This window comes from Halorubrum sp. B53 (genome assembly GCF_059752395.1).
The window spans coordinates 1-24,344 of the sequence record NZ_MWTH01000007.1; the positions used below are offsets into that span (position 1 = coordinate 1).

Annotated in this window: 18 protein-coding genes and 1 pseudogene; 12 read left to right on the forward strand and 7 right to left on the reverse strand. The window is 55.4% G+C overall.

Going from position 1 to position 24,344, the window contains the following annotated elements; translation table 11 throughout:
• Nucleotides 1-787 (reverse strand): annotated as a pseudogene (locus tag B4V06_RS07210) (hypothetical protein); the annotation flags it as partial.
• A 182-nt stretch (nt 788-969) separates the two neighbouring features.
• On the opposite strand from B4V06_RS07210, the gene B4V06_RS07215 reads away from it, so the two are divergent.
• From B4V06_RS07215 to B4V06_RS07235, 5 genes are all read left to right on the forward strand, one after another.
• Nucleotides 970-1,161 (forward strand): hypothetical protein, encoded by a 192-nt coding sequence (locus tag B4V06_RS07215; protein ID WP_049908457.1) that lies wholly within the window; start codon nt 970-972, stop codon nt 1,159-1,161.
• A gap of 3 nt (nt 1,162-1,164) precedes the next feature.
• Entirely contained in the window at nt 1,165-5,268 is a 4,104-nt protein-coding gene (locus tag B4V06_RS07220; RefSeq protein ID WP_498168674.1) for an Eco57I restriction-modification methylase domain-containing protein, read from the forward strand.
• A gap of 162 nt (nt 5,269-5,430) precedes the next feature.
• Nucleotides 5,431-5,976, forward strand: coding sequence for a TATA-box-binding protein (locus B4V06_RS07225; protein ID WP_498168676.1), 546 nt, complete (start codon nt 5,431-5,433; stop codon nt 5,974-5,976).
• Between the two features lie 175 nt (nt 5,977-6,151).
• Nucleotides 6,152-9,118, forward strand: coding sequence for a DEAD/DEAH box helicase (locus B4V06_RS07230; RefSeq protein ID WP_498168679.1), 2,967 nt, complete (start codon nt 6,152-6,154; stop codon nt 9,116-9,118).
• Complete coding sequence (locus B4V06_RS07235) at nt 9,119-9,667, forward strand: TATA-box-binding protein (RefSeq protein WP_498168682.1); 549 nt, start codon at nt 9,119-9,121, stop codon at nt 9,665-9,667.
• A gap of 98 nt (nt 9,668-9,765) precedes the next feature.
• Here B4V06_RS07235 and B4V06_RS07240 read toward each other — a convergent pair whose 3' ends face one another.
• Nucleotides 9,766-12,183, reverse strand: a complete 2,418-nt coding sequence (locus tag B4V06_RS07240; RefSeq protein WP_498168685.1) for a DUF262 domain-containing protein — start codon at nt 12,181-12,183, stop codon at nt 9,766-9,768.
• A gap of 73 nt (nt 12,184-12,256) precedes the next feature.
• Between B4V06_RS07240 and B4V06_RS07245 the strand changes: the two genes are divergently transcribed.
• The 4 genes from B4V06_RS07245 (at nt 12,257) to B4V06_RS07260 (ending at nt 16,437) form a co-directional block, all read left to right on the forward strand.
• The gene (locus tag B4V06_RS07245) at nt 12,257-12,946 is read left to right on the forward strand and encodes a hypothetical protein (RefSeq protein ID WP_498168687.1); all 690 of its coding nucleotides are present in this window, start codon (nt 12,257-12,259) and stop codon (nt 12,944-12,946) included.
• 39 nt (nt 12,947-12,985) lie between these two features.
• The gene (locus B4V06_RS07250; protein ID WP_498168690.1) at nt 12,986-14,524 is read left to right on the forward strand and encodes a hypothetical protein; all 1,539 of its coding nucleotides are present in this window, start codon (nt 12,986-12,988) and stop codon (nt 14,522-14,524) included.
• A 145-nt stretch (nt 14,525-14,669) separates the two neighbouring features.
• Complete coding sequence (locus tag B4V06_RS07255) at nt 14,670-15,530, forward strand: type IV toxin-antitoxin system AbiEi family antitoxin domain-containing protein (RefSeq protein ID WP_498168692.1); 861 nt, start codon at nt 14,670-14,672, stop codon at nt 15,528-15,530.
• A 31-nt stretch (nt 15,531-15,561) separates the two neighbouring features.
• Nucleotides 15,562-16,437, forward strand: coding sequence for a DUF8172 family protein (locus tag B4V06_RS07260; RefSeq protein WP_498168695.1), 876 nt, complete (start codon nt 15,562-15,564; stop codon nt 16,435-16,437).
• Nucleotides 16,438-16,611: 174 nt separating this feature from the next.
• Here B4V06_RS07260 and B4V06_RS07265 read toward each other — a convergent pair whose 3' ends face one another.
• Entirely contained in the window at nt 16,612-17,280 is a 669-nt protein-coding gene (locus B4V06_RS07265; RefSeq protein ID WP_498168698.1) for a helix-turn-helix domain-containing protein, read from the reverse strand.
• A gap of 1,038 nt (nt 17,281-18,318) precedes the next feature.
• Here B4V06_RS07265 and B4V06_RS07270 point away from each other — a divergent pair.
• Both B4V06_RS07270 and B4V06_RS07275 read left to right on the forward strand, forming a co-directional pair.
• The gene (locus B4V06_RS07270; RefSeq protein WP_498168700.1) at nt 18,319-19,644 is read left to right on the forward strand and encodes a Cdc6/Cdc18 family protein; all 1,326 of its coding nucleotides are present in this window, start codon (nt 18,319-18,321) and stop codon (nt 19,642-19,644) included.
• 382 nt (nt 19,645-20,026) lie between these two features.
• Nucleotides 20,027-20,365: a DUF6788 family protein gene (locus B4V06_RS07275; protein ID WP_498168702.1), complete on the forward strand. Its 339-nt coding sequence runs from the start codon at nt 20,027-20,029 to the stop codon at nt 20,363-20,365.
• Between the two features lie 18 nt (nt 20,366-20,383).
• Here B4V06_RS07275 and B4V06_RS07280 read toward each other — a convergent pair whose 3' ends face one another.
• Nucleotides 20,384-20,962: a DUF8170 family protein gene (locus tag B4V06_RS07280; protein WP_498168705.1), complete on the reverse strand. Its 579-nt coding sequence runs from the start codon at nt 20,960-20,962 to the stop codon at nt 20,384-20,386.
• A 263-nt stretch (nt 20,963-21,225) separates the two neighbouring features.
• Here B4V06_RS07280 and B4V06_RS07285 point away from each other — a divergent pair, with 263 nt between their 5' ends.
• Nucleotides 21,226-22,338, forward strand: coding sequence for a hypothetical protein (locus B4V06_RS07285; protein WP_498168707.1), 1,113 nt, complete (start codon nt 21,226-21,228; stop codon nt 22,336-22,338).
• A 99-nt stretch (nt 22,339-22,437) separates the two neighbouring features.
• Here the strand turns inward: B4V06_RS07285 and B4V06_RS07290 are convergent, their stop codons facing one another.
• The 3 genes from B4V06_RS07290 to B4V06_RS07300 all read right to left on the reverse strand — a co-directional run bounded on the left by B4V06_RS07290 (nt 22,438) and on the right by B4V06_RS07300 (nt 24,276).
• Nucleotides 22,438-23,499, reverse strand: coding sequence for a hypothetical protein (locus B4V06_RS07290; RefSeq protein WP_498168709.1), 1,062 nt, complete (start codon nt 23,497-23,499; stop codon nt 22,438-22,440).
• Nucleotides 23,500-23,675: 176 nt separating this feature from the next.
• Nucleotides 23,676-24,062, reverse strand: a complete 387-nt coding sequence (locus B4V06_RS07295; protein ID WP_498168712.1) for a PIN domain-containing protein — start codon at nt 24,060-24,062, stop codon at nt 23,676-23,678.
• Complete coding sequence (locus B4V06_RS07300) at nt 24,052-24,276, reverse strand: ribbon-helix-helix domain-containing protein (protein ID WP_425499664.1); 225 nt, start codon at nt 24,274-24,276, stop codon at nt 24,052-24,054. The genes B4V06_RS07295 and B4V06_RS07300 overlap by 11 nt, the downstream gene beginning before the upstream one ends.
• Nucleotides 24,277-24,344 lie beyond the last annotated feature (68 nt).

Genomic DNA, 24,344 nt, shown 5'->3' on the forward strand with positions numbered 1-24,344 from the left:
GTTTCGCGATCGCGGCCGCTTCGGAAAGCGCTTGATTCCCAGTCCAGCTGAGGTCGAGGCCCGTATGCTCGGAATTGTGTTTCGTGGGACGATGGGTGACTTCGAACTCGACTTCGAGAGTCGTCGCCCACCCGAGTCGTTTCTGGGTTTGATCCGGCTCAGTGATCATACCGGGCGTGCCGTACGTCTGCATCGCCGTCATCTCGAAGTCAGGAATCTTTGAGAGCAGTAGATCGTCCGTGAGAGACGCCACATACTCGCCGTTATCGACCGAGTCTTCGAGGGGATCAAGCGTTAGCTGAAATCCCTCTCTGAAATCGTCTGGCCGCAGGATCACTCGCGGGAGGGGGAACACGACTCGGTGGACGTGAGTGCTCGCGTAGAGGGGTGCGAGGTGGTCCTCATAGGCGGTGTCAAATGCGTCTTCGTCGAACGTCACGGCGCCGGCGTAATCGAGAGTCAGCTTCGCGAGTCTGAAGATGCGTTTGCCGTGGAGGCTTTGTTCGACGTCGTCGCGTCGGTGCGGACAGAATGAGAGGCCGTCGTCGATGAGAGATTCGGCTAGGTCACTGAAATAGAAGTGTTTGAAGCGGTTCGTATCACGGACGATTTTCGACGGCTGTTCGACGGTGTATTCGTGTTTCCGGTCGCGAAATGTATTGGATTCGGTGATGGTCGTTGTGGGGAGCTGCTCGTAGGCATCCTCCGTGTAGTCCTGTACGTCCGCGACGAAGGATTCAACCGCCTCTCGAATCTGAGGATACGCCTGTGCCGCCGGTGAAGACATCTGCTCTAACGGTGTGTAGTTGAGTCTGTGATGTATATCTGCGGTTGTCTTACCAAATCTCAGATGGAGAGTCAGGAGAGAAGTTTGGTAAGACCAAGTGATTCCACGGTCTTCACCGAGGGGAAGTGGAATAGTCTAAGTAAAGACTATATAATGGCGGTCAGTTGGGCAAAGCATCACGAATGACTCGAAAAACAATCGCCCGGAATTCAGGCAACTCCGGGCGGGTGAACATCTCGGGTTCTGAGCTCGAAATGCTTGAAGCCGGGATCGGCGACGATGTCGACGTCGACGTTGCCGATACGAAGGACGTCGCTCACGCTATCATCGACAGCAAGGACACGGACCAGTTCCTCATCGTCACTCCACTATAACGTATGCAAACGGCACTCACCTACCGGACGAATCGCGACCTGTTCTCGAACTACTACCTGGACGAGCACCTCCCCGAAACCGAGGCGTGGGACGAGCTTAGCGACGATGAACTCCGCGAGGCGAAAGCGGACATCATGGACCTGTGGGAGCGCGAGAAGGGAACTGCTCCCAAGCGTAACGAGTCCCAGCTCGAGGAGAAGTTTATCCGGCCGATGTTCCGGAAGCTGGGCATTCCCTTCGAGGTTGAGGAAAGCACCAGCCGGACCCAGCGCCGCCCCGACTATGGCTTCTTCGAGTCCGAGGACGCTGCACGCGGCGCGTTCGAGCGCCGCGAGGAAGGAGGCGATTTCTACAAGGACGCCGTCGCCGTCGCGGACGCCAAGCGCTGGGGTCGGCCACTCGACACCCGTGGGAGTGGGGAACACGAGCGGGACTTCGAGAACCCGAGCTACCAGATTCACGTCTACCTGCAGGAGACGCCGGCGCGGTGGGCCGTCCTCACCGACGGGAAGAAGTGGCGGCTCTACTACGGCCCGACGAGCCACCGCCTCGACTCCTACTACGAGATCGACCTGCCGACCGTCCTCGAAAAAGGGGATCTTGAGGATTTCAAATACTTCTACCTCTTCTTCAGGCACGGCGCATTCCTCGAGGACTCCAGCGGCGAGTGCTTCCTCGACGAAGTCTACGACGAGTCCAACGTCTTCGCCCAAGAGTTGGGAGAGGACCTCCAGGACAATATCTACGAGGCGATCAAGGTGCTCTCGGAGGGATTCATGCAGTACCCCGACAACGACCTCTCCGAGGACGATCTCGGCCTCATTCACGACAGTTCGCTCATCTACCTCTACCGGCTCATCTTCGTGCTCTATGCCGAGAGTGAGGGTCGTGACCTGCTCGATACGAACAACGAGATCTACGAGGAATCCTACAGTCTGAATACGCTCAAGCAGGACGTCGCTGAAGAACTCGACAGCCCGAATCCGAAGTATCGCGACTGGCAAGACAACCTCTGGGACCGACTGGACGAGCTGTTCAAACTCATCGACCAGGGGAGCAAGTCCCGCGGTATCCCGGAGGAGGACCTCTACATCCCGGCGTACAACGGCGGACTGTTCAGAACTGATCCGGACGAGGACGATAGCGTCGAAGCCCGGTTCCTCGCGAACCACCAGGTCGGGGATGCCTATCTCGCTGAGGTAATCGAACTGCTCACCCGGAGTCAGAACGGCAACGGCGGCGGGAAGATTTTCGTCGACTACTCGTCGCTGGACGTCCGCCACCTGGGGAGCATCTACGAGGGACTTCTCGAGTATCAGCTCGACGTCGCTGACGAACCGCTCGCACTGGAGGACGGTGAGTACGTCCCTGCCGACGAGGGTGACGAGGTGATCGTCGAGGAGGGTGAAGTCCACCTTTCGACTGGCTCTGGCGAACGGAAAGCGACGGGGTCGTACTACACGCCGGAGTACGTCGTTGAGTACATCGTCGAGGAGACGCTTGGACCACTCGTCGACGATATCTACCAGGACCTGTTAGCTAGTGATCCTTGGGGGAAGGAGGGTGGAGGCCAGTTTGCCGAGGATTTCGCAGAACGGGTGTTCGAGTTGAAAATCCTTGACCCAGCGATGGGGAGCGGACATTTCCTGACGAACGCGATTGATTACCTCGCCCGTGAGATTATCAACGCACAAGAGCGACAGGCTGAACAGCAAGGAATTGAGTCTATCGACCAGTCACGTGACATCAACTGGGCGCGCCGGCAGGTCGCCCAGCGTTGTATCTACGGTGTCGATCTAAACCCGCTCGCGGTGGAATTAGCAAAGGTGTCGCTGTGGCTCCGTACCCTCGCCGCTGAACAGCCACTTGCATTCCTCGACCACCATCTGAAGACGGGCAACTCGCTCATCGGGAGCGACATTGAGGATGTGCTCGACAACGGCGAGTCTGGGACTGAGGACGGACAGCTTACCCTGCAGCAGTCGTTCGCACGCACGCGTCAGCAGGCTCTGGAGCACGTGATGGATCGTTTTCAAGACTTGCTCTCTATCGACAACGAATCCCTAGCGGACGTTAAGGAGATGGAGGCGGCCTTCGAGGACGTCAAGGACGATCCGTTATATCAGCGCCTGTTGGCAATGGCGAATGTCCACACTGCTGAAGCGTTCGGGGTGGATATCCCAGAGGACGCCTACAAACGGATGGCCGAGGCACTCCGGGACGATACGTGGGAAGAAATCAAAAAGCAAGACTGGTTTGAGAGCGCTCAGGCGATAGCCGAAGAGGAGAAGTTCTTCCACTGGGAGCTTGAGTTCCCGGTCGCTTACTATGGAGAAGCGGGTGAACGATCAGCTGACGCAGGGTTTGATGCGGTTATTGGTAATCCCCCATATGGATACCGAGAGATTCCGAGTGATGCTGAGAAAGACTACCTCTCTTCAGTGTATGATTCACATCAGTATAATTATGAGAACTACATCTATTTCACTGAGAAGGCGATTAAGTTGGCAAAAGATGGCAAAAGGACCTCGTATATAATTCCAAATACCTATCTATCTGCCGATAAGATGGAGAGGTTCCGCGAATATATTCTAAACAGCTCATCAATAAAGGAAATATACTATCTTGGTCAGGGGGTGTTTGATGGTGTAACTCTTGAAAGCGTAATCCAGACACTAGAAGTGGGTGGTGAACCCACGGATACTCGGATTCGGTTCAACGAAGATGGACAGGACCTACAATCTCCGAACCAAGAATACGACATTCATCAATCCGAATTTGAGTCCTCAGAAAATAAAATTTTCAATATTTCAATTTCGCCTGAACGCCGAAATATTGTCGACAAAATGGAAAGCGAAATTCTGCTGGAAAAATTGGCATATGTGACTGTAGGAATAAATACGGGGTATATACGCGATGTGATGGTGAGTGACGAAAAAGAAGATGATCGGTATCATCGGATGGTTTCGGGCAGGGATATTGATCGATATCACCTAGAATGGAGTGGCGAGTGGATATGTTATGATCCCGAGTTAATTGAAGAGTATGGCGATAAAGCCCGTACACTTCCTCCTGAGTATATTTTTACAGATGACAAAATTCTACTTCAGAGAACCCGACGGGGGCTTGCTCGGAAATTGGTTGCAACTCTTGACCGCGAACAGTATTATAACCTAAATCGTGTATCTAACGTTGTATTGAATGACGAAGTGAACTATGACTTAGGTTATATTTTAGCACTCCTGAACTCGGAGTTGCTTGATTCGTACTTCAATTGGGTATTTGACGAATATGAAGTCAAACCGTCTCATCTACGAAAACTCCCAATAAAAGATCTTGATTTGACTTCTTCGGAGTCTGATGACTACAATATTAACTCAGAGTATATGGAGTATATCAATTCGGATACCTCACTGAAACAATTCGTCGATCACCTCCGCCAACAAACAGACCGAACTAAGCACGATGTTTTGTCCTTCTTAGCTCAGAGCATCGAATCAGATTATGACTCACTTCGAGATCTCAACCTCGATCTCCTCGACTACCTGGGCAACTACACTGATGGCCCTACTCTTCCCGATATCGGGCTCTTTCAGCCTACTAACTCCAGCATCCTTAACGCCACCACCGAAGACTACGAGAACCTTCGTGTCGGCGATGTGAAAACCGAACGTGACGGTCGCCGCGTTACCATCTACGCAACGGCCCGATACAAGCCCGAGAACGAGAATGAACACGACACAGATCAGTGGGGATACACGGAAACCGACTACAAAGAAGCGTTCGCACTAACCGACCTCAGCGAGGAGGAGGCCGCGCTGGTTGGAGCGTTCGTCCCTGTCGCAGTTGAGGAGGCCGACGGCTTTGCAGGCTTCCGAGACAATGCCACGAAGACCAACTCGCTAATTGACCGGCTGAAGGTCATCACACTCCCTGACCCCGACGAGGTCGTTGACGATCTCCGGAGGTATATTAAAACAAAAGAGCGTGCCGAAGAGTTGGACGAGAAGATCGTAAAGACTGACCGACTCATCGACGAAATCGTCTATGATCTCTACGGGTTGACCGATGAGGAAATAGAAGTCGTTGAGTCAGAAGAAGGATGACTGGCTTCGTTGTCAATGATTGCGTCAAATTCGCTGGTAGACATAGAGAAGTCACGAAGATCGAAGAACAACTGAACGGCGGTCACCTCCTTATGTCTCCACTACAGAGGGACAGCTTCGCAAATCCCCCGTGGCCTTCCCCGACAAGACAGTTGGTCAAATATGAATAATAAATTAGAAGTTGTTAATATAGTAGGTTCTGGGGGACTTGACGTTGAAATAGACCTCCGTAGATTAGCTGATGATTTGCCGCTTGAAATTGTCTATATCAAAGGCCCAGGACTATATTTCAAATTTAAAGACGAAGGCCCAACCGTTGTTGTAGCACGAACTGGAAAGTATATTATCAGTGGTGCAACATCGAAAGATGGGCTACAAAACACACGCTCAAATGTTCTTGATTTACTTGAAGAGATGGGCGTTACAAGCAGTCAAGAAGATCTACATTTTTCCATCAAGAATATGGTATTCACATGCGACCTTGAAAACAGTATTAATTTGTCGGCATTAGCTATCCACGCCGGACTAGAAAATGTTGAGTACGAGCCCGAGCAGTTCCCTGGTCTTATTTTTCGTCCTCCATCCATTGATTCAGTTGCCCTGGTTTTTGCGACTGGAAAAGTGGTCATAACAGGTGTAACAAACGAATCACTCGCAGCAGACACAATTGAGTCGGTGATAACCCTGCTCGAGGGGGTTGGAATGTGAAATGACTCTTCTTTCATCATACTGTAGAATGTATCTCCGTTTATCGACAATCGTCACAAGAATATATTCACCCGTACCATCAATGAGTATCTCGATTATCTCGATGAATTTCTGGTTAAGGAGCACACCCTCTACGGCTTGGCTGATGGGGGAACCGTCGAATCGGTAGTTTACTATGAATAACTTCGAGATTGGCGACTACGTCAAGTTCGCCGGCGGGCGTGGAGAAATCACGAAAATCGAGGAACGGCCCAACGGCGGCCACCTTCTCCACGTCTACACCTCAGAGGGCCAGCTCCGCAAACTCCCCAGCGGTCTCCCCCACATTGAGAAGCTCGATTCACTCGTCGACCGCCTCGCGGCCGGCCAATCCGACCCACCGCTCCACTACGACCTTCGAGAACGGGCGATCCGGCTGGATCTTGCCTACAAGTACGATCGATTCCTCTCGCTGACCAGCAACCGCATCGAGATCGAACCGTACCAGGTACAGGCCGCCTACGAGATCCTCAACTCCTACGACCACCGCTACCTCATCGGCGACGAGGTCGGCCTCGGGAAGACCATCGAAGCCGGCATCGTCATCGAAGAGCTCATCGCTCGCGACCGCGCCGACCGGGTGCTCATCGTCGCGCCGGCGCCGCTGACCGTCCAGTGGCAGGAGGAGATGCGCGAGAAGTTCGACCGCAACTTCGTCATCTACGACCGCGAGACGGTTCGTACACACCGGAAGTCCCACCCCAGCCAGAACGTCTGGAAGCAAGAGGACCTCATCATCACCTCCATCGACTTCGCGAAGCAGACCACCGACGACCCCGAGTCGGACCGCGTCTCCGTCCTCGATGCCCTTCAGAATCTCGACGAGGAGTGGGACGTTGCGGTCTTCGACGAGGCCCACCACCTTACGGCCAGACGGTCGAGCGACGACTCCATTGAACGGACACAGCGATATCAGGTCGGTGAGGCCGTCGCCGACAACTCCGATGCGCTGCTGCTGCTCACCGGGACCCCGCACAAGGGGAAATCAGATCAGTTCTACTTCCTCGTCAGCCTGCTCGACCCGTATCGCTTCAGCCACGAGTCGCAGATCAGTCCCGACGCGCTTGAGGACCTGATGATACGCCGGCTGAAGGACGACATGTACGAGACCGACGGGACCCGAATGTTCCCCGAGAAGAACATCGAGGCACTCCCGGTCGAGATGACTCGCGAGGAGCGGAAGCTGTACGACGACGTCACCGAGTACATCCGCGAGTACTACAACCTCGCCCAGCAGGAGGAGAACCAAGCGGCGGGGTTCACGATGGTCATCTACCAGAAGCGGCTGGTCTCGAGTATCTACGCGATTCGGAAGTCCCTCGAAAACCGGATGCGGGCGATTCAGAACGACGCCGTTGCTGAGGACCTCCCCGACGAGGTTCAGGACCTCATTCCGCGGTATAGTACCGAACCCGAGACGCTGACCGACGCAGAACGCGCTCGGGTCGAGGAGGCGCTTGAGACGGTCACGATTACGCTCAATCAGTCGCAAGTCCAGCAGGAACTGGACCGCGTGAAACAGCTCTGGCAGCAGGCCAAGAACATCGAGACGGACTCGAAGGCCCGATTGCTCCGGCAGTTCGTCGACCGCATTCTCTCAGAGGACCCCGACGAGAAAATCCTGATATTCACCGAATACACGGACACGCTGGAGTATCTACGTGACGAGGTCTTCGCTGACCACGACGTCGCCCAGGTGTACGGCGACCTCGAGCAGTCCCGTCGACGGGAAGAGATGAGCAAATTCGAGGAGGAGGCCAACCTGATGCTCGCAACCGACGCCGCCCAGGAGGGGCTCAACCTCCAGTTCGCCCACATCATGGTGAACTACGACCTCCCGTGGAATCCCATCCGCATCGACCAGCGGATGGGGCGGCTCCACCGCTACGGCCAGGAGCACACAGTCGAGATTCGCAATCTCTTCTTCGCCGATACCCGCGAGAGCGAGATCCTCAACCTGCTCATCGAGAAGACGAACCAGATCGAGTCGGACCTCGGGATGCGCTCTGATGTCCTCGGTCGCGTCCTCGAGGACGTCGACTTGGACGAGACGATCATGGCGGCTATCGCTGAAGGGGAGCCGACTGAACGTGTCGTCGCCGATATCGAGGCGACCATCGAGGAGAAACGCGAAGCGATTCAGACCGTCGAAAACGAGTTCCTGATTCGCGATCGCTTCGACCTCTCCGGCGAGGACGATGAGATTCTCGACGTGATCGAACGCAGTCAGCACGGCGAGGTGTCGGAGGACGATATCGAGACGCTCGTGCGTGTGTTCTTCGACGAATTCGGTGGCTCTATCAAGGGTGTTCGACCCGGACCGGCCCGGATGGAAGGGGACGTGTTCCAGTTGGATGTCCCTGAGGTCCTGAGTGGAAATCAGGTAGCACGACAGTACCCACGCGCCACGTTCACCAAGGATATCGCGATGGAGGAGGATGATGTCGAGTTCATCTCGCTTGACCATCCTCTCGTCGAGTCGCTCATCGAATTCTGCCTGGACGGCGACCGCATCCAGGGTGAAATTGCGACGAAGGTCGCTGCGACGGCGTCTCAAACCCCCGGAATCTTGTTCAATTACCGCCTTGGCTACGTCTCCGGTGCTGGGGATGTGGTGACCGAGAAGTTCGTACGCCTCTATGCTCGCCCAGATGGCGGTGTAACGACGGATGTTCCTGAACTCTCGAAGACGGTCGCTCCCAGTGACGTCTCGTTGTCGCACGAGGTTGATCGGCTCTCGAGTATGGCTGAGGACCTCTACGAGGCCGCAGAGATGGAGGCGTGGACGCACGTTGAGTCGTTTGCTGAAGAGGCCCGAACCGAACGAGAACGGGAGATCGAAATCAAACGTGAGCACGCTGAGCGATACTTCGAAGAGCAAATCGAAGAGTGGGAGGAGCGGTTAGAGCAGTACCAACAGCGGGCTGAGCAGGGTGCGGATATGTCTGCGCCGATTGGGAACGCGAAGCAGAAACTCGAGAGTCTCCGACGAGAACGTGAAGAGGAGCTGTCCCGGCTTGAGGAAGAGAAACACGTCACGCCACAGGAACCAGACCTCGTGACGGCAGCGTTCGTTGTGTCACCGCCGTCCGGAGGGGACTGAATGGTCGAGATCGCGAACGCCGTTGGCTCGGGCGATGTCGGTGTCGAACTGGACATTGCGGAAGTCGAGGGAGATCTGCCGGTTCCGTACACTGAATACGATCCCGAGAACTACCACGGTCTCTACGTACGGCTCGTCGAGGACGGACCACTCATCACCCTCTACCGGAGTGGCAAGTACATCATCAGCGGCTGTTCCAGCTTCGAGGAATTACACGAGACAAACCGTGCGTTCCTGCAAACCCTAGCCGAGCTGGACATCATCAATTCATCCATCGAAACCGGATTCACCGTCCAAAACGTCGTCTGTACGGGAGAGTTGCAGCGATCGGTGAACCTCAATGCGCTGTCGATCGGGCTGGGACTAGAAGCAGTCGAGTACGAACCCGAGCAGTTCCCTGGTCTCATCTATCGCCCACCGGACTTCCCAGCCGTGCTGTTAGTCTTCGCGAATGGTAATGCCGTTATCACCGGCGCAGCAGATGTGGAGACTGCTGAGGAGGCATTCGACCACCTTCAGACAAAGGTGGAGGGGCTTCTCACCGACTAATCTTACCAAAATATAGCCAAGGGATACATCCGAATTGTTTGGTAAGATACGACGAGTGATCTCCAGCCGACGACGTCTCGAAAAAGAGGCAAGACACCTCAGTCAGCGAGAACCGACCGAGTGATCCCGGCGAGATTCGGAGCTTCTAACGAGGACCCACAGACGCACTCGTACATCTCTGTGTCATCCTCTCCATCGGAGATGCGAGTGTAGAGCGCCCCACAGGAGCACTGTGGGAGTTCGGTTACCCCATCGGCGCCGGAACTCGGCATATCCGCGTCACCCTGCCGAACGAGTTTCACTCGCGAAGGATCCGCGTCGACGTCCTCCGCATACGTCCGTTGTGCATCATCACGGATGGTGAACGCGGTGTCCGTCCTCGGATCAGTGGCTGCCTCCTCAGCTGCGTCGGAACTCCCCTGTGCCATCGTAACGACGGCCGCCGATTCGCCACTCCAGTGGTCGAGCGCGAAAGCCACGATATCCCGCGCTCGTGCATCCAGCGCGTCGACGTCCCAGCCCGCTGCCGGAGCTGGGAGGTCATCACCAAGGATCTCCATCTGCGCGTCTTGGTAGATCTCCTCGTACTTCGTCGCATAATCGTCGTTCGACGCTGACGGATTATCCTTCGGCCCGAGGAGCGCGAGATTCCCCAACCGATTCACATTCTCCTCGTGATTTTCAAGCTCCGCAGCGCTGGTCTCCGGCGTTCGCGGCGCGATGTGCTCGATCGTAAACTCGTCGAGGTCCATCACGCTGGGGAGCATTTTCAGCGACGTATCCGTGTTCTTCTCCTGGCGAAGGTGCTTCTCATACTCGAACAACAGGAACCGGATCGCACCCTTGTTGCAGAAGCCCGGCCACCCGCGCGTGTCGCTCCCCTGGATGATGTCCGACCGCGTCAGGTACTCGACGAAGTCGTTGTCGGGGCAGTGTCGGCCGATGTAATTGTCGAGATACGCCGTCACCTCGTCGACTGCGACAACTGGGTTCTCGTAGGGCGGGTCAACGACCGCTTCACCGAACAGGTCCTCGACGAAGCCGTCCTCGAACTCGGAGGCGTAGAGCCGGTGTGCTGCCTCCTTGAACTCGCGGCGTGCGGTCCGCTGCGATCGTTTGGCGACCTGGTAGACGCGGAACGAATAGACCTCACAGAGCGTGGCGATCCGCGCGAATTCCGGGCTGTCAGCATCGTATCGCTCAATGGCTGCGATGATGAGCGGCGCGATATTGGAGAAGTTGATGTTGTGAAGGGACTTGACCCGAGCCTGCACCTGGGGCGAGACGTCGGTTTGCCGGTTGAAAACGTCGAGGTAATTCGCTTGGACGTAGGATTTGGAGACGGTCGAGAGCGTGTCGACGTAGTTGTTGACCCACGTCGCGACCTCTTCTGGATCCCGTTCGAGGGGAATATGGCGGGGTGATTCCTTGATACGCCGGTGGATTGGCGTCGGGCCAGATCGGTTCTTGCGGACCTTCTTGTACTCTCCCGTAAAGAGCTCCCAGTGGAACTGAACTAGCTGGTCGATATCGTCATCGTCGGTGGCGTACTGGGCGACCGTTTCGACGGCATCGTTGAATCGGCGGGCGACTGCTTCTGAGTCCAACGTGTCGAATTCGCCGGAGACGTAGATCAGGTACGATTTGACCTTGTCGGCAAGGGTGATATCCCGCCCTCGGTCGTTAACAGCCTCGAAGAGCCGACCTGCCTCGTCCGTGCTCTCGACCTCTTGGGAAGTGAGTTTGAATTGGGAGGTGAGAACACCCGTATACCGCTTGATGGCCGTATAGTATTCGAGGAGATCCGCTTCCGTAGCCTGCCCCAGGTCTTCATCACCGAGGAAGAGTTCCCGCTTCTCACGGATCCACTTCTGGATGATCTCTTTCGCTCTGGCCAGCTTCTTCTCCGGGACAAGCCGCTCGTCATCGGTAAGGATCGTCTGTGGATTACCCTGGTCGATGATGAGTTCAGCATACGCTGCTTCAGTGAGTTCCCCGGGCTCAAGATGGCGGCCCTCCTTCCGGTCGCCCAGCTTGAGATAGTTCTCCGTGTAATTCGTGGCAAGATAGCCAGGAGCGCGAACGACACCTTCCGGGAGATCCTCCTTGCCGAGCCCCACAGCATCGAATGCATCCGCGATCGCCTCAAGCTCCTCCACGATACACGCGATGAAGACGTTGGTCGTCGTGAGCCGCTGTTGCCCGTCAATTATGTCGTAAACGGTCCACTCCGACCCCATCATATCCTGCTTGCCTCTCGCGTTGAGAACCAACGTCCCGAAGTAGTGGTAGACGTCTGAATTTCCATTCGTGTCGTTGCTGTCCGCATCAGATGGGGCAGTAGTCACGCTACGAGCATTCGGAGAGCCGTAGCGCCGGCGATAGACGTAGTCGATATCGTTCAGGAGGTCCTCGACCTGCTGCGATTCCCAAGCGTAGCTTCGCTGATAGAGTGGGACTTGTAATTTTGCGTCCGAGAAGACCTGTGAGACTGTTTTTTGATCCGCCTTCGGCATGTTAGCAGGTGTTTAAATGCCGCCGTAATAAATTCCTGTACCGACGGGGGACCAACACCTCACCTACGAACGTATGCCAGCAGGTTTCTACGCCGCACTCGCTACTTCGGCAAGCGTCTTTATCGGGATTCTGACCGCCCTCTTAGTCAGTAACCTCTCAAATCTCAAGGCCGAACGCCACTGGATCAACCGGCGGCTCGAGGAGATCGACGCCAAGGTTCGCGGCCTCGACAGCGAACAGACCGATATCGAGAACAAGACCCACAATATTGACGAGCCTCGGTATGTCGAAAAACCCCGGTTCTCGCCGGAACGAGAGTTCTATCGCGAATCAGAGGAGTCACAGGCGGCAAACGTTCAAGCCGACATCCAGAGCGCCAACCAACACAATCGAAACCATCGCCGCTGGCTCCAGCTGCGGAGTCGACGGGAAGCACTCACCGACGAACGACAGCGGCTCGTGAGCCGTTACGAAGCTCTTGACCCAGCGAATGTAACTGGAACTCTCAAAGCGAGTGTGATCGCGATTCTCTTGGCGGTCGTTGTGCCTTCACTCGCGTATCTCCTTCGTGTACTGGGACTAGCAACCGAGTTCGGATCAGCGAGAGTGCGCTTGATTGCTGTGTTCGCAGCGTGGGTGTGTGGTCTCAGCTACGTATTCCTACACCTCTATCGAGAAATTTCGGAGGTATCGGACAAGTCACCCAAGCGGTCAGTGGATGATGACACGACGGACGCGGCGGACGAGAATCAGCCGGTCTAACGGTGAACTAAGTGGAAGGGTAGAGTGGTCCCTGATAGAATGCCACCTGAGTGGGGCGCTGATGTGCGCCCGCTAATCAAAGATGGAGTCCAAGCCGTCATCGAACGGCACTCCGACGTGGATGTCGATCCGCCAACTCGGACGTTCAATCAGCTGAGTGCTGGCGGGTTTATGCAGAACACCGAGGAAGTCTCGGTTCCAGCTCCCGGTGACCTCTTCGACGACAGGGATCTCTTCGATACTCTCTATGCTGGTGAATTTGCAGAGGCGGCCCAGGTTATCTACGATCAGCTCCCGGATCCTCCCGACGACGATCAGTTATCCGAAGCCAACCGTGTCGAGTCTATCGAACGGGGACTGTTCGAGTTCGTCGGGGTCGTGTTGAACTACGCCGGCGAGTTTCAGTTCGACGAGGATGCCTTCGCAACCGCCTTCGAGGAGCAGTTCGAGCCCCGATTCACCGATCGAGAATACTCCCGATTTCTGCTCGTTCTGAAGAACACCTCCATCGAGCCAGACATCACGATCGACCTCGAAACGGAGATCCAAGGTAGCCCGGACTATCTGGGACCATACGCCGTTGACACGCTCCGGATTCGCCCCTTAGACCGCTTAGAGGAAACCGGAATCGCGACGCACGAAGCCCCAGAGACGAGCGTCCTCGAGCCAGTCGAGACGCTCGATGCAGGCAGCCCGAACGCAGCATTAGAAATCGTCCTCCGTCGCCGCCGCCCCTATCGAGATATCGCTCGCGAGTTCGATGACACCGAAATCACGCCTTGGGAACGTCCCGAATTCGATGTCACACCGGTCGACGTCTATCCCTGGCAGCAACTGACCGATGTAATCGAGTATCTCGCAGCGAGCGTTCGTCGGTGTCTGCGGCTTCTCTGCCCGATGGGGACTGTTGGCTACGAGAAGGGATACAACGTGGTGCCAGGCTGGGAAACGTACCGTGGGATTGCGGCACCGGTCACTTTCGAACTCGAATTCGAGTGTCCGGGTTCCACGACAGGAACACATATCACTGAAGATCGTGCCTTGGATATCCCACGGCTGTGGAGAGATCACCGACGTCGAATCGCACCCGGCCATGACAAGTTTCAGAACCCGCTGGCCCGGTTCGAGCGAATGTTCAGCCGGGAGTCCCTCGAGGATCAATTAGTCGACTGCGTCGTCGGCTGCGAAACAACCGTGCTGAAAGGCGGCTCTCCTGGCGGGAACAAATACCGGCTCGGTGTTCGGACGGCAGTGCTTCTGGGTGAGCAGAATGCTCGCGATTGGTCGTCAAAACGGATAGGAGAGTTCTTCAGAACACTGTATGACTACCGGAACAAGGTCGTACACGAGGATACAACACTGCCGGACGAACCGACTGGTGGAAACCTGATTTCAGTCGATGACAAGGAATTCGTTGCCAGTACGTTTCTTATCCACGCCCGCGAACTCTATGCAGATCTCATCCTGGAGTACCTTGATCTAGTTGTATCTCAGGATGCGTCCATCGAGGATGTCAACGAACAGATTGACAACCAGACACTTGAGTACGGCACAGAGATTCGCGAACAGCTGTTCTAAATCCGTCCAGAACTAATTTCACCAGCGGTTATATCTCGATCCCTCCAGCAGGCGAAAGAGATGCCAAAGCGTTCTATCCAGCAAATTTCGGATGAGCAACGTTCAAAACCCGCTCGTATTCATATTCTATGCCTAAAATGCAGGTATGAACGACTCACAAGACACGCAAAATATACGACAGGGACTGTCCACCCGTGAGAGCCGACTTCTCTCACGACTCGCCGGCGCGGGCAACCAGATCATCTCCGTCGACGACATCGAGACGACCCTAGAGGTCACCCCGAACACCGCCCGAGAGATCGCCTCCCGGCTTACTGAGAAAGGATGGCTGGACCGACTGTTCCCCGGTCGATACCTCATCATCCCGCTCGCGGCCGGTGAAGAGGGTCTGTATACGACGCACGAGTATCTCATCGCCTCGCACGTCGCCGATCCGATGTACGTCGGCTACTACAGTGCTCTCAGCCATCACGGGTTGACCGAACAAGTCCCTCGGACGGTGTACGTCGTCACCCCCTCTCGGGCGCAGAGTCGGGAGATCCACGGCGTCCCCTATCGCGTCGTGACGGTCACCGAGCGCAAATTCTTCGGTAACGAGCCGACGTCCATCGAGGGCACCACCGTGAACGTCGCAGACGTGGAAAAGACGCTCGTTGACTGTGCCGACCATCCCGAGTTCGGTGGTGGAATCCGGGAACTCGCACAGGCGATGGTCGCCGCGGACGATCGGGACTGTTCGTGGGCGACGGTCGGTGAGTATCTCCAGCGACTCGACAACGGCGCTGCGACCAAGCGAATCGTCTACCTGGCAGACGAGCTGGGTATCAACCTCCCGACGCGTGAGACGCTCCGCGAATCATTCACAAGCGGGTACTCGCTGCTCGACCCAACGCGAAGCGAACAGGGAAGCTACGACAGTGAGTATCGTCTCCGAATCAACGTCGACCGGGAGACTCGGGTCGATGGAATCCTGATGCCGGGTCGATCCGAGGGGGACGTGAATTAAGATGCTCCTCCAAGTACAGCGAATCAAGTAGATGGGTCACGTCTATTATCACCATCCGGGCGACAATCAGTTCTCTCTTGATTTTGTCCACGAGGCTCCATCAGAGATCGTTGCCAGGATTGTCGAGTACGACGATGACGTAGCGGTGAAGGTTCGCAAGTACGATCTTGACAGCGAGTTCTTCGGTATCTATACCTCCCGCGTCGGTGGTGGGGACGTCGGGGATCTCGAATTCGATCTTGGCGAGGCACTCTCAGAGATGGGTGCTGATAACGGTACCATCGTTGCTCGGCTCCTCGAGATCTATCAAGCGCTCATAGCCCAGAACGAGGAAGAAGAAGGAGTTCCTGTTGAAGCGTACAAGAACATCGACATCGATGCACTCCCAGACGCGCTCAACCGGGTGTCGTGGGAGGGCAACGCGACTGATGTTGCAGGCCGTCTCGCCTCAAATCTCATTCTCAAACACGCGCTTCCGAATGCGAACCATCGGACTGCTGTTGCCCTGATTCAGTTCTACCTCCGTCGGATTGCTCCCGATTTCTCGATGCCAGAGACCTCCGTGGAAATCGCCTCAGAGACATACGACTGGCGGGAGTGGGTAAACGAGTATATTAACGAGTCAAAGCGTCTCTTGACGGTTCGTCGGAAGAATGTTCTACTCAAACATCTCTCTGACTTCGGAGCGACAAAGCTTGAGCGGAAACACGAGGTCCAGATCGACCTGACGGCATACGAGCTGGATATGTATCCCGCAGAAGCGAAAACGGTCTACGCAACAGCGCACGAGGAGCTCTGGATCGAATTCGTCGAAGAAGCGGTTGAGCGCACCGACAACCCCGAGTTGATGAGAACCCCTGGGCTATCCAAGGCGGAGTTCGCAGAGAAAATCCGGAATCTCGAGTAAGCGGCGTACGTTAGTCCTGGAGCGTCGCGACTGTTCGGCCCGTCTCCTCGGCTTCTTCGCTCCGCGACATCCCGTATGTTGCGAGAGCTTCTTCAACCGCGTCGTCCAGACTCATCGGTCAAACAAATCTTGGCTCTGCCGAGGTATAAAGTCTCGCACGATTTGCGTATCTGCCTAGGTACGCTCGGTTTCACGGTAGGCAACGTCAAGATCGAGGTCCTCGTACATCCGGTCAAGCATCGCGAGCGCCGACTGGAACTGAGCGTAGTTCTCGCGCATATACTCGATTGTCTCGGCTCTCGGGATCACCGGGTACCCTTCGACGTGCTCGATATCGAGTGACGCGTGTGGCTCGAGGACGATCTGCAGCGGTCCGTCCAACTCGTCTCGGGGCTGTCGTTCGAATGCGGTCGGGAGGTCGAACCACCCGAAAAATGTCTCCCAGGCGTCGACGTCCTGCTCACGAACAGCCAGGAACAGTGGATAGTCGTCGGGCTCGCGACCGACCTGGTAGCCGCCCTGAGTCCACACGTAGACGGCGTCGATCCGCGTGAACGCGAACGGACAGTCACTGAACTGTGGGATGACGTACGTTTCCTCGATGGATGGTGGACTGACGCTGGCGCTGGCAGCGACGAGCTCTCGTGCTGCGTCCCTCACGCGCTCGTCGACGACTGAGAGGCCGTCGTCATAGCGGACGTAGCCTGAGTCTTCGAGTCGGTTGACGGCCTGTCTCACCGTCTCGTAGGGCGTGTGGAGGTATTGGGCGACACGACGGATGGAGTCACCACTTTCGATAGCGAGGATGACCTGCGCCGCGGTGTCGTCGAGCACCTCGTACATCTAATAGTTACCATAATTCCGGTAACAATTAAAATATTCAGCACTCAGTATTGTTTGAGACTTATCTTGCCTAACGAGGCGGAATAGATCTGTTTGGTCAGACGCGGCTCCGCTGATCGAACAATACAGTTTGATTATGAGATGTCCAATTCAATCTCAGCCTCGTTATCTTACCTAACAATTCACGTCTATTCTGTCCATTATGTTTGGTAAGAAGCTAAGCAATTGAGATGGGAGACACACCCACCACTGTTTCACCAATTTGGCCTGAGTGTCGACCAGAATAACGAACCTAAAGCACGGGGACACCATCAGTTCACGAATTCTGTTCCGAGCCAGAGGGAAGCGAGCTCCAACAAATCCACAGGACACCCACCAGTGTTTCAGGAATTATTCTAACCCGAAGAACATCTTCCCCAAGGATTAGAGCGAGTGTGTAACTTAAGACAAGAGAGTGGTCAACACTCGATTTGGAGGGGTGAGGATGGTTATTTCGGAAGACTAGAGACCAGCACGTCATCAAGAGGTCGTCTCAGGGAGGTAGCCATAATCCTCGAAGAGGTCTCAGAGAGCTAGATAGCCGGACAGCTCGAATATAGTAACGAATGATCTCGGGACCCTCACCACCGTTTCAGCAATTCACCTAGATTAGGGAGAGGGCCAAATATCAAAGAAGGTCTCGCGAAGGCGTTATAGTAATAAATGCCTCAAAATGAGGTAGGTATTATCGTCTAATCTGTTCTAGTAGCTCTTCTACTACTACACTTACTACTACTAGACGAAAACGTTATAATATATAATAGTAGTCGTTGAGAACTCATTCGGGACGAAATGAAGGTTTCAGTGGCTGAACAACGTGTTTTCGTACGGTATCGTGTCTTTACCTCAAAACTAACCGTCCCCACCCTTTCCCACGGGAATTGCTGAAACGGTGGTGTGGGTGTGGTCCGTCTATTTCGTTTCGAACCTCTCGTTGAAGACATTCAGGACATTCCTGCAACCGGGGTTTTATTACGTCTTGCCCAGAGGGTTCCGCATATGACCCAGTTCTCGAATACCTCGCCTATTTTCCAACGAGAAGAGGTTCTTCGTGAGGAATATCATCCCGACGATCTCCCCGAACGAACTGACGAGATGGAGGACCTCCATATGTCGCTGGCTCCCGCGGCCCGCGGAGTCGGTGCAAACAACGTGTTTCTCCACGGGAAGGCCGGTCAAGGGAAAACTGCTGCTGCGAAAGCCAAACTCTCGGAACTGCAGGCCCACGCCAAGGAAGAATCCGATCATCTGGACCTCACGACGGCATACGTCTCCTGTGAGTCGCATGATCTCTCAACGTCATATAAGGCCGCTTCCCGCATCTACCAGGAACTCACCGGCAACAGCCGGCCGACTGGTTACGCGACCGACGTCGTGATGGACATGATGTTCGAGGCGATGAACGAGATCGGTGGCACGATCATCATCGTCCTCGACGAAATCGATACGCTCGGGGACGACGACCGGATTCTCTACAGTCTTCCCCGAGCTCGAGCGCAGGATTACGTTGAGGACCACGTCTTCCCCAGCATCATCGGCATCAGTAACGACCTCCAGTGGCGAGATAATCTCAGTCCGAAAGTGAAGAGTTCGCTCTACGACGATTCCGTCCTTTTCTCACCATATGATGCGACGCAGCTCCAGCAGATCCTCCGCCGGCGCGCAGCGAAGGCGTTTCGCGATACCGAACTGACTCCGATCGACGAAGTCGACGCCGATGGAGATCCGGAGGGAACTGTCGTCGAAATCGACCAATCCGGGCAGGAGTATCTGTTTCGGAGTGGCGTACTGACCGATGACGTGATCCCACTCGTCGCTGCACTTTCGGCACAAGATACGGGTGACGCTCGTCAAGCGATCAAATACCTCCGCAAAGCCGGCGAATTGGCGGATAAACACGGTGACAACCAAGTTGGTGCGGAGCACGCCCGTGAAGCCCAGGCGCTCGTTGAGCGAGAAGCCGTCGTCGAGGCTATGCGTGAAATGACGACACAAGCCCATCTTGCCCTTGCCGCGCTCACTGCGCTAGAACTCTCTGGGGATGCACCTGTTCGAGCCAAACCGATCTACGGCGTGTACAAGAGTGTCGCCTCACGAATCGATGCCGACAAACTCGGTCAGCGACGGTTCAAAGACCATCTCCGTGAACTCGATATGCAGGGAATCGCCGATGGTGAAAAGGTGACCGCGGGCTCGATCGGTGGTCCTGCTTGGGAGTACCAGCTCCAGGTCGATACCGAGATCGCTGTCGAAGTTCTCAAGGATACGGCTCGGTTCGCAGATATCGATTTCGAACGAATTAGTGCTGATCGACCGAATGCGTAGTTTTGTTGCTGGGTGACTTTCGGCTCCTTCTTCACCCGCCCAACACCCCCCACCGTTTCAGCAATTTCGGGCATACTTGGCGAACTCCTGTGCTCTTCTGGGCCCCACCCCCCACCGTTTCGTGAATTCTGTCTGATAACACTCGTGGTGTGGGATTGCCCACTCCATGGGAACTCTTCAAAGGTGGTGAGCGTATCACCATCTCGATCAATAGCTTCGGAAATGGTGGAGGGTTGATACCGAACTTTCCGAAGCTACTGAATTCTCGATTATCAGCCGATTCAGCGACTCTCGACAGTGGTTTCTCCGGAAATACTGGAGGGTCGTTCCCCAATCTTACCAAACATTTATTCTCTATTAGTCCGTATTGTTTGGTAAGATAATGGCCTCTCGACCACCGGCTCCCGATTCACTCCCGCAGTATCTCGCTGAGGGCGTCCCGAAGCAAGACGACGCAGACTTACGCGCCCTCCAGGACTGGATCGACGAACTCCTCGAATACCGTCAGGACGTCGCTGCCGAAGATATCGACGCCGGCGAGGGTGAGTCAATCGAAGCCGTTGAGGAATCGAGCGGGGGGACCGTGGTGATCAAGAAGGTCAGCTGTGGAAAGGACAACTGCAAATGCCAATCCGGGGCACTGCATGGCCCCTACAAGTACATCGTCCGTCGACAGGGAGACAGTCTCGACTGGGAGTACAAAGGGCCGGTCTCTGAGTAGCTACACCGCGAGACTTTCTCACAGAAGGTCCTCGACGAGGTCCTCGATCTGCTGTTCGTATTCTGGTACTGTTTCCCACTCGTAGAGCTGGTCGTAGTACTCGAAGATCTCGAAGACGCCGAAGGTCTGCATCCAGCTGTACTGCTCTTTCTCCCGTTCGGGTGGGTAGGTACGTTTCAGGATATGGGTTTTGTCAATATACGACCGCGATTCGATCAGGAGTCCGTGTTCGATGAGCGCGCCGCCCTGGTCGTGTTCACAGACGCCGAGGATGTGGTGTGAGTCGTCGGCGATGAGCTTGAATTTGAGAATCGGGTGGAGAACGAGATCGGTATCGGGGAGGAAGTCGTCCATTCGGTAGGCGACGGCGTCGTCGCCCGTCTCTTGGTTAATGTGGTCTTTGAGCTGGTTCACGCGGTCGACGTCGTCCTCGGCGAAACTCCCCAAAATGAAAAATCGGTTATCGGCCTCTGCGGCGAGATCCGCCCAGTCGGCTCGAAAGTGATTGAGACCCTCGTACTCCTCCGGCGTTAACGACCGGTAGTGATGCCGTTGAGCTCGGGCCTCGAGGTCGCTCTCTGAGGAGCCGTCCGGCATTACTATCTGGTTCGCGCGCCCAGATTAAAACCCTTTCGACCACAACGGTTTAGACCAATGTGGTTTACGCCGAAGCATTTATGGCGCCGGCGACTATACGCTAGCGTGAACACAAGCAACACAACCAGCACCGATCGATACCGGTCGGATACCCTGCCTCAGACCGGTATTTCGTCGCTCCCATCCTCTGTCTGGGAAGGGAGCACGACCTCACAGCGATAGCTACAGCAGGTTCCCAATCGACTGTAGCTGTCCCCAAAACCATGGCTCACAACACGACGCATCGGGATCAGCCCGATACGACCGATGCAAGCGACAGTACGGTTGAGAACCAGCGACAGCGCCTGAACGTCGTTACGCAAGAGACGCGGTTTGTCCTGATTCAGAATATTCTCTCCCATCCCCAGCAGCTCCCCACGCTCAAAGAGCTCGACTACGTGAACCCGAGCAAAAGCAAGAGTACCATCCGCGAACATCTCGAGGTGCTGATCGAGCACGGGATCGTGGCGGAGCGAACGCTTCCGAAGGATCAGCGCAAGCGCGATCTGCCATGGCGCTTCTACGGGCTCACCGACGTCGGTCGCGACCTCTTGGAAGATATGGGGCTGCTTGGGGCTGAGGGCACGTTGCAGGATATGTACGAGAGGCTCGAAACGACGGAGGAAATCGACAAATACGCGCAGGCTCCACGCCCAGGGAATGAGAGTGAGGACGAGGAACTGACCGGCAGCGATGCGCTTGCTGCCTATATTCGAGACCAGAAGGCGAACACTCACAGCGTTGGTGACCAGGTTTCCGTAGCTACTGCTCTGTATGCGGACGGAATCGGGCCTGATCACGAGGGACTGACTCGAAACGAAATCGCGGAACAGCTGGCATTCGAGTATTCGTCGCGAACGGTGCTGAACCACCTTGTGGACCTCGATATCCTCGAGGAGTTCCAGCCGCCTGGTCCGTCGACGTACGTCATCAGCGAACGACGAGATCAGATCATCAACGGCGAGGTTGAGGAGACGGTTGACGAGGAAATCGAGCGTCTCATCGACCATATGGTGGCCCATATGGACGATCGGATTGTGCCGATGGATGATGGACAGCCCGGGGACAGAGTCGTTATCGCGGATGGCGCCGGTCGAACGATCCGATCAATCTTGGCAGAAGAATTCGAGATCCCATCGGACGATGTCGAGTCCCATCTTCGTGAGGGTGATCGGCTGGCAAAACTGAACCAGGCTGTTGACGCGATTGAAGAGAGTGAAGACATCGACAAAGGCGATGACTATGGACGAGTCATCTTCCGAAGCCCTGCCCACCGCTATCGGCTCTCCGAGTTTGGAGTGTCTTTAGCTGAAGACGGTCTGAGTGTGGACGGATAGTAATCTTCACCTATAGGGTTTCCTATAGCGAATCCAATAGTAGCGTTCGACGTCGAGACTGGGCCACTATCTGCCAGTCAGATATGTGGTTGCCTCGATTCACCGGTACTCGGATTTGTCCACGAGTCGAGCGTGTCTCATATCATCCCGAGCAATCTTCCCAGTATCATCGCCCGTCACCTGTATTGGAGCCGTCGTACCGGGACTCACATCTAACATCGACCGCCAGATTTCTGCCGTGATGTCGTGATACTCCATCAGTTGGACGACCTGCGTCAGCTGACGATCGTTGATATCGGGCGGGAGGATGATGCGCTCGATCAGATCTTCTGGATCGACTTTTAGATTGAAACCCGGATCCGCCTCGAGTTCCATATCGATATCCCCGGTTTCACTCACCTCCAGGTCCAGATCGTTGAGCTCCTGTCTCGCTAAGAGGCGCAACTCTTTCTCATCCCCGAAGGCGATACGCTTGTGGAATACTCGGTCGACGCCATTTGCTGCGAACCGCTCGTCGCTCCCCTTGTATTCTCTGTAGTTGACTTTCCCGATCAGTACCTCCCGGTCGGCCCGTTCCATTGCTGAGGAAAGGGTATTCAGAGTTGTCTCGACGGCGACCCCATTTCCATCATTAATGTAGGCGTTCCAGAAGACAGCTGATTCCTCCCCGCCGTACCGCCAACAGGACACAAAGGATTGCTTTCGGAGGATTTCGTCTTCTGCCGCGTACATCTGTCGCAGATCGTACGGCGGTGGGTCGTCTTCGAATTCGAGGTACTCCCACTTATCAAATCGATGTCGGACTGTCTTATCGGAGACCCTTCCTTCATAATCATCGTCGAAATTGTCGAGTCGGCTGAACCAAATCCCGTCCTGTAGCAACGAAACGAACTTCGAGAGATCGAGGTATTTACGAACCAGAATAGGCTCCTCATCGGATCTCTCGGGCAGCTCCGGTGGATCGTCTAAATCCGGGACTGTAGCAGTGTCCTCCACGGTTTGCTTGAGTCGGGAGGCGACGAAATCGCGACGGATTTTCGAGCGGATCGCATCAGAGAGAAATTCTCGAACTTCTTCTTCGTCGTGGTGCTCTTGGAGAACCTCCCGTAGTGCGCTATCGTGTTCACCTGTCGCTTCAACGACTGCATCGAGGTAATCCATATCTCCAATCCTCCTGACCGGCACAAAATAACTGGGCTCCGAATCTCGTCTGCGACTATCTCGTTTCTCTGACCGGCTATAGCAATTCCTATAGGAAATTATAACACCACAAACTAGCGTTCGCACTCGTTTCGCGCTGCCTACGAGTGTGACTGGTTTCGTCCCGGTCTGGTCCCCTATTCGAGATCGCGCGGGTCGATATGCTCGATTTCTGGGATCTCGGGGAACAGCGTATCCGTCGAGACGATTGGCTCGTCGAGGATAGCCGCACTGCCAAGATGCACTCCATCGAAGACATTCAGTGCGTCGTACTGTGCTCGGAGGTCGGCAGCGGCGTCCAGGGCGTCACTCGTCAGCGGAACCAGCTCGATATTTTGACTAGCGATCTCTTGGTGTGCTCGGACGACGCGGTCACGCTCCCACTCGCCTTCCATCACGTACTGTAGTTCGATTCCCGTCGCGACCGACGTCTTCGGTTCCTCGATCGAGTCGATATCGACGTCACTCGCCAGCCAGTCATCGGCCTTCAGCTCCGCGAGAATGACGTCGAGGTCAAGATACACGCTTTCGATCCAGCCGCTCTTCGACGTCTTTCCGCGCTTCGCTGTCCGCCTGTTCGTGGAGGCGTTCCAGGTGCTCTTCACGAACGACGAGCCGAGCGCCGTATCGGAGCGCCTCCGATCGTGACCCGAAGACGCCGTCCTCAACGAGTCTGTCGAGACGTTCGACGAGTTCCGGTGGGAGGGAGACCGGAACAGACTGTCGGTCACTGCTCATACCTCCACGTAGTCTATACGATTGTATAAATTTTTCTCGGCGATCGAAACGCCTTGCTCCCACCTCAC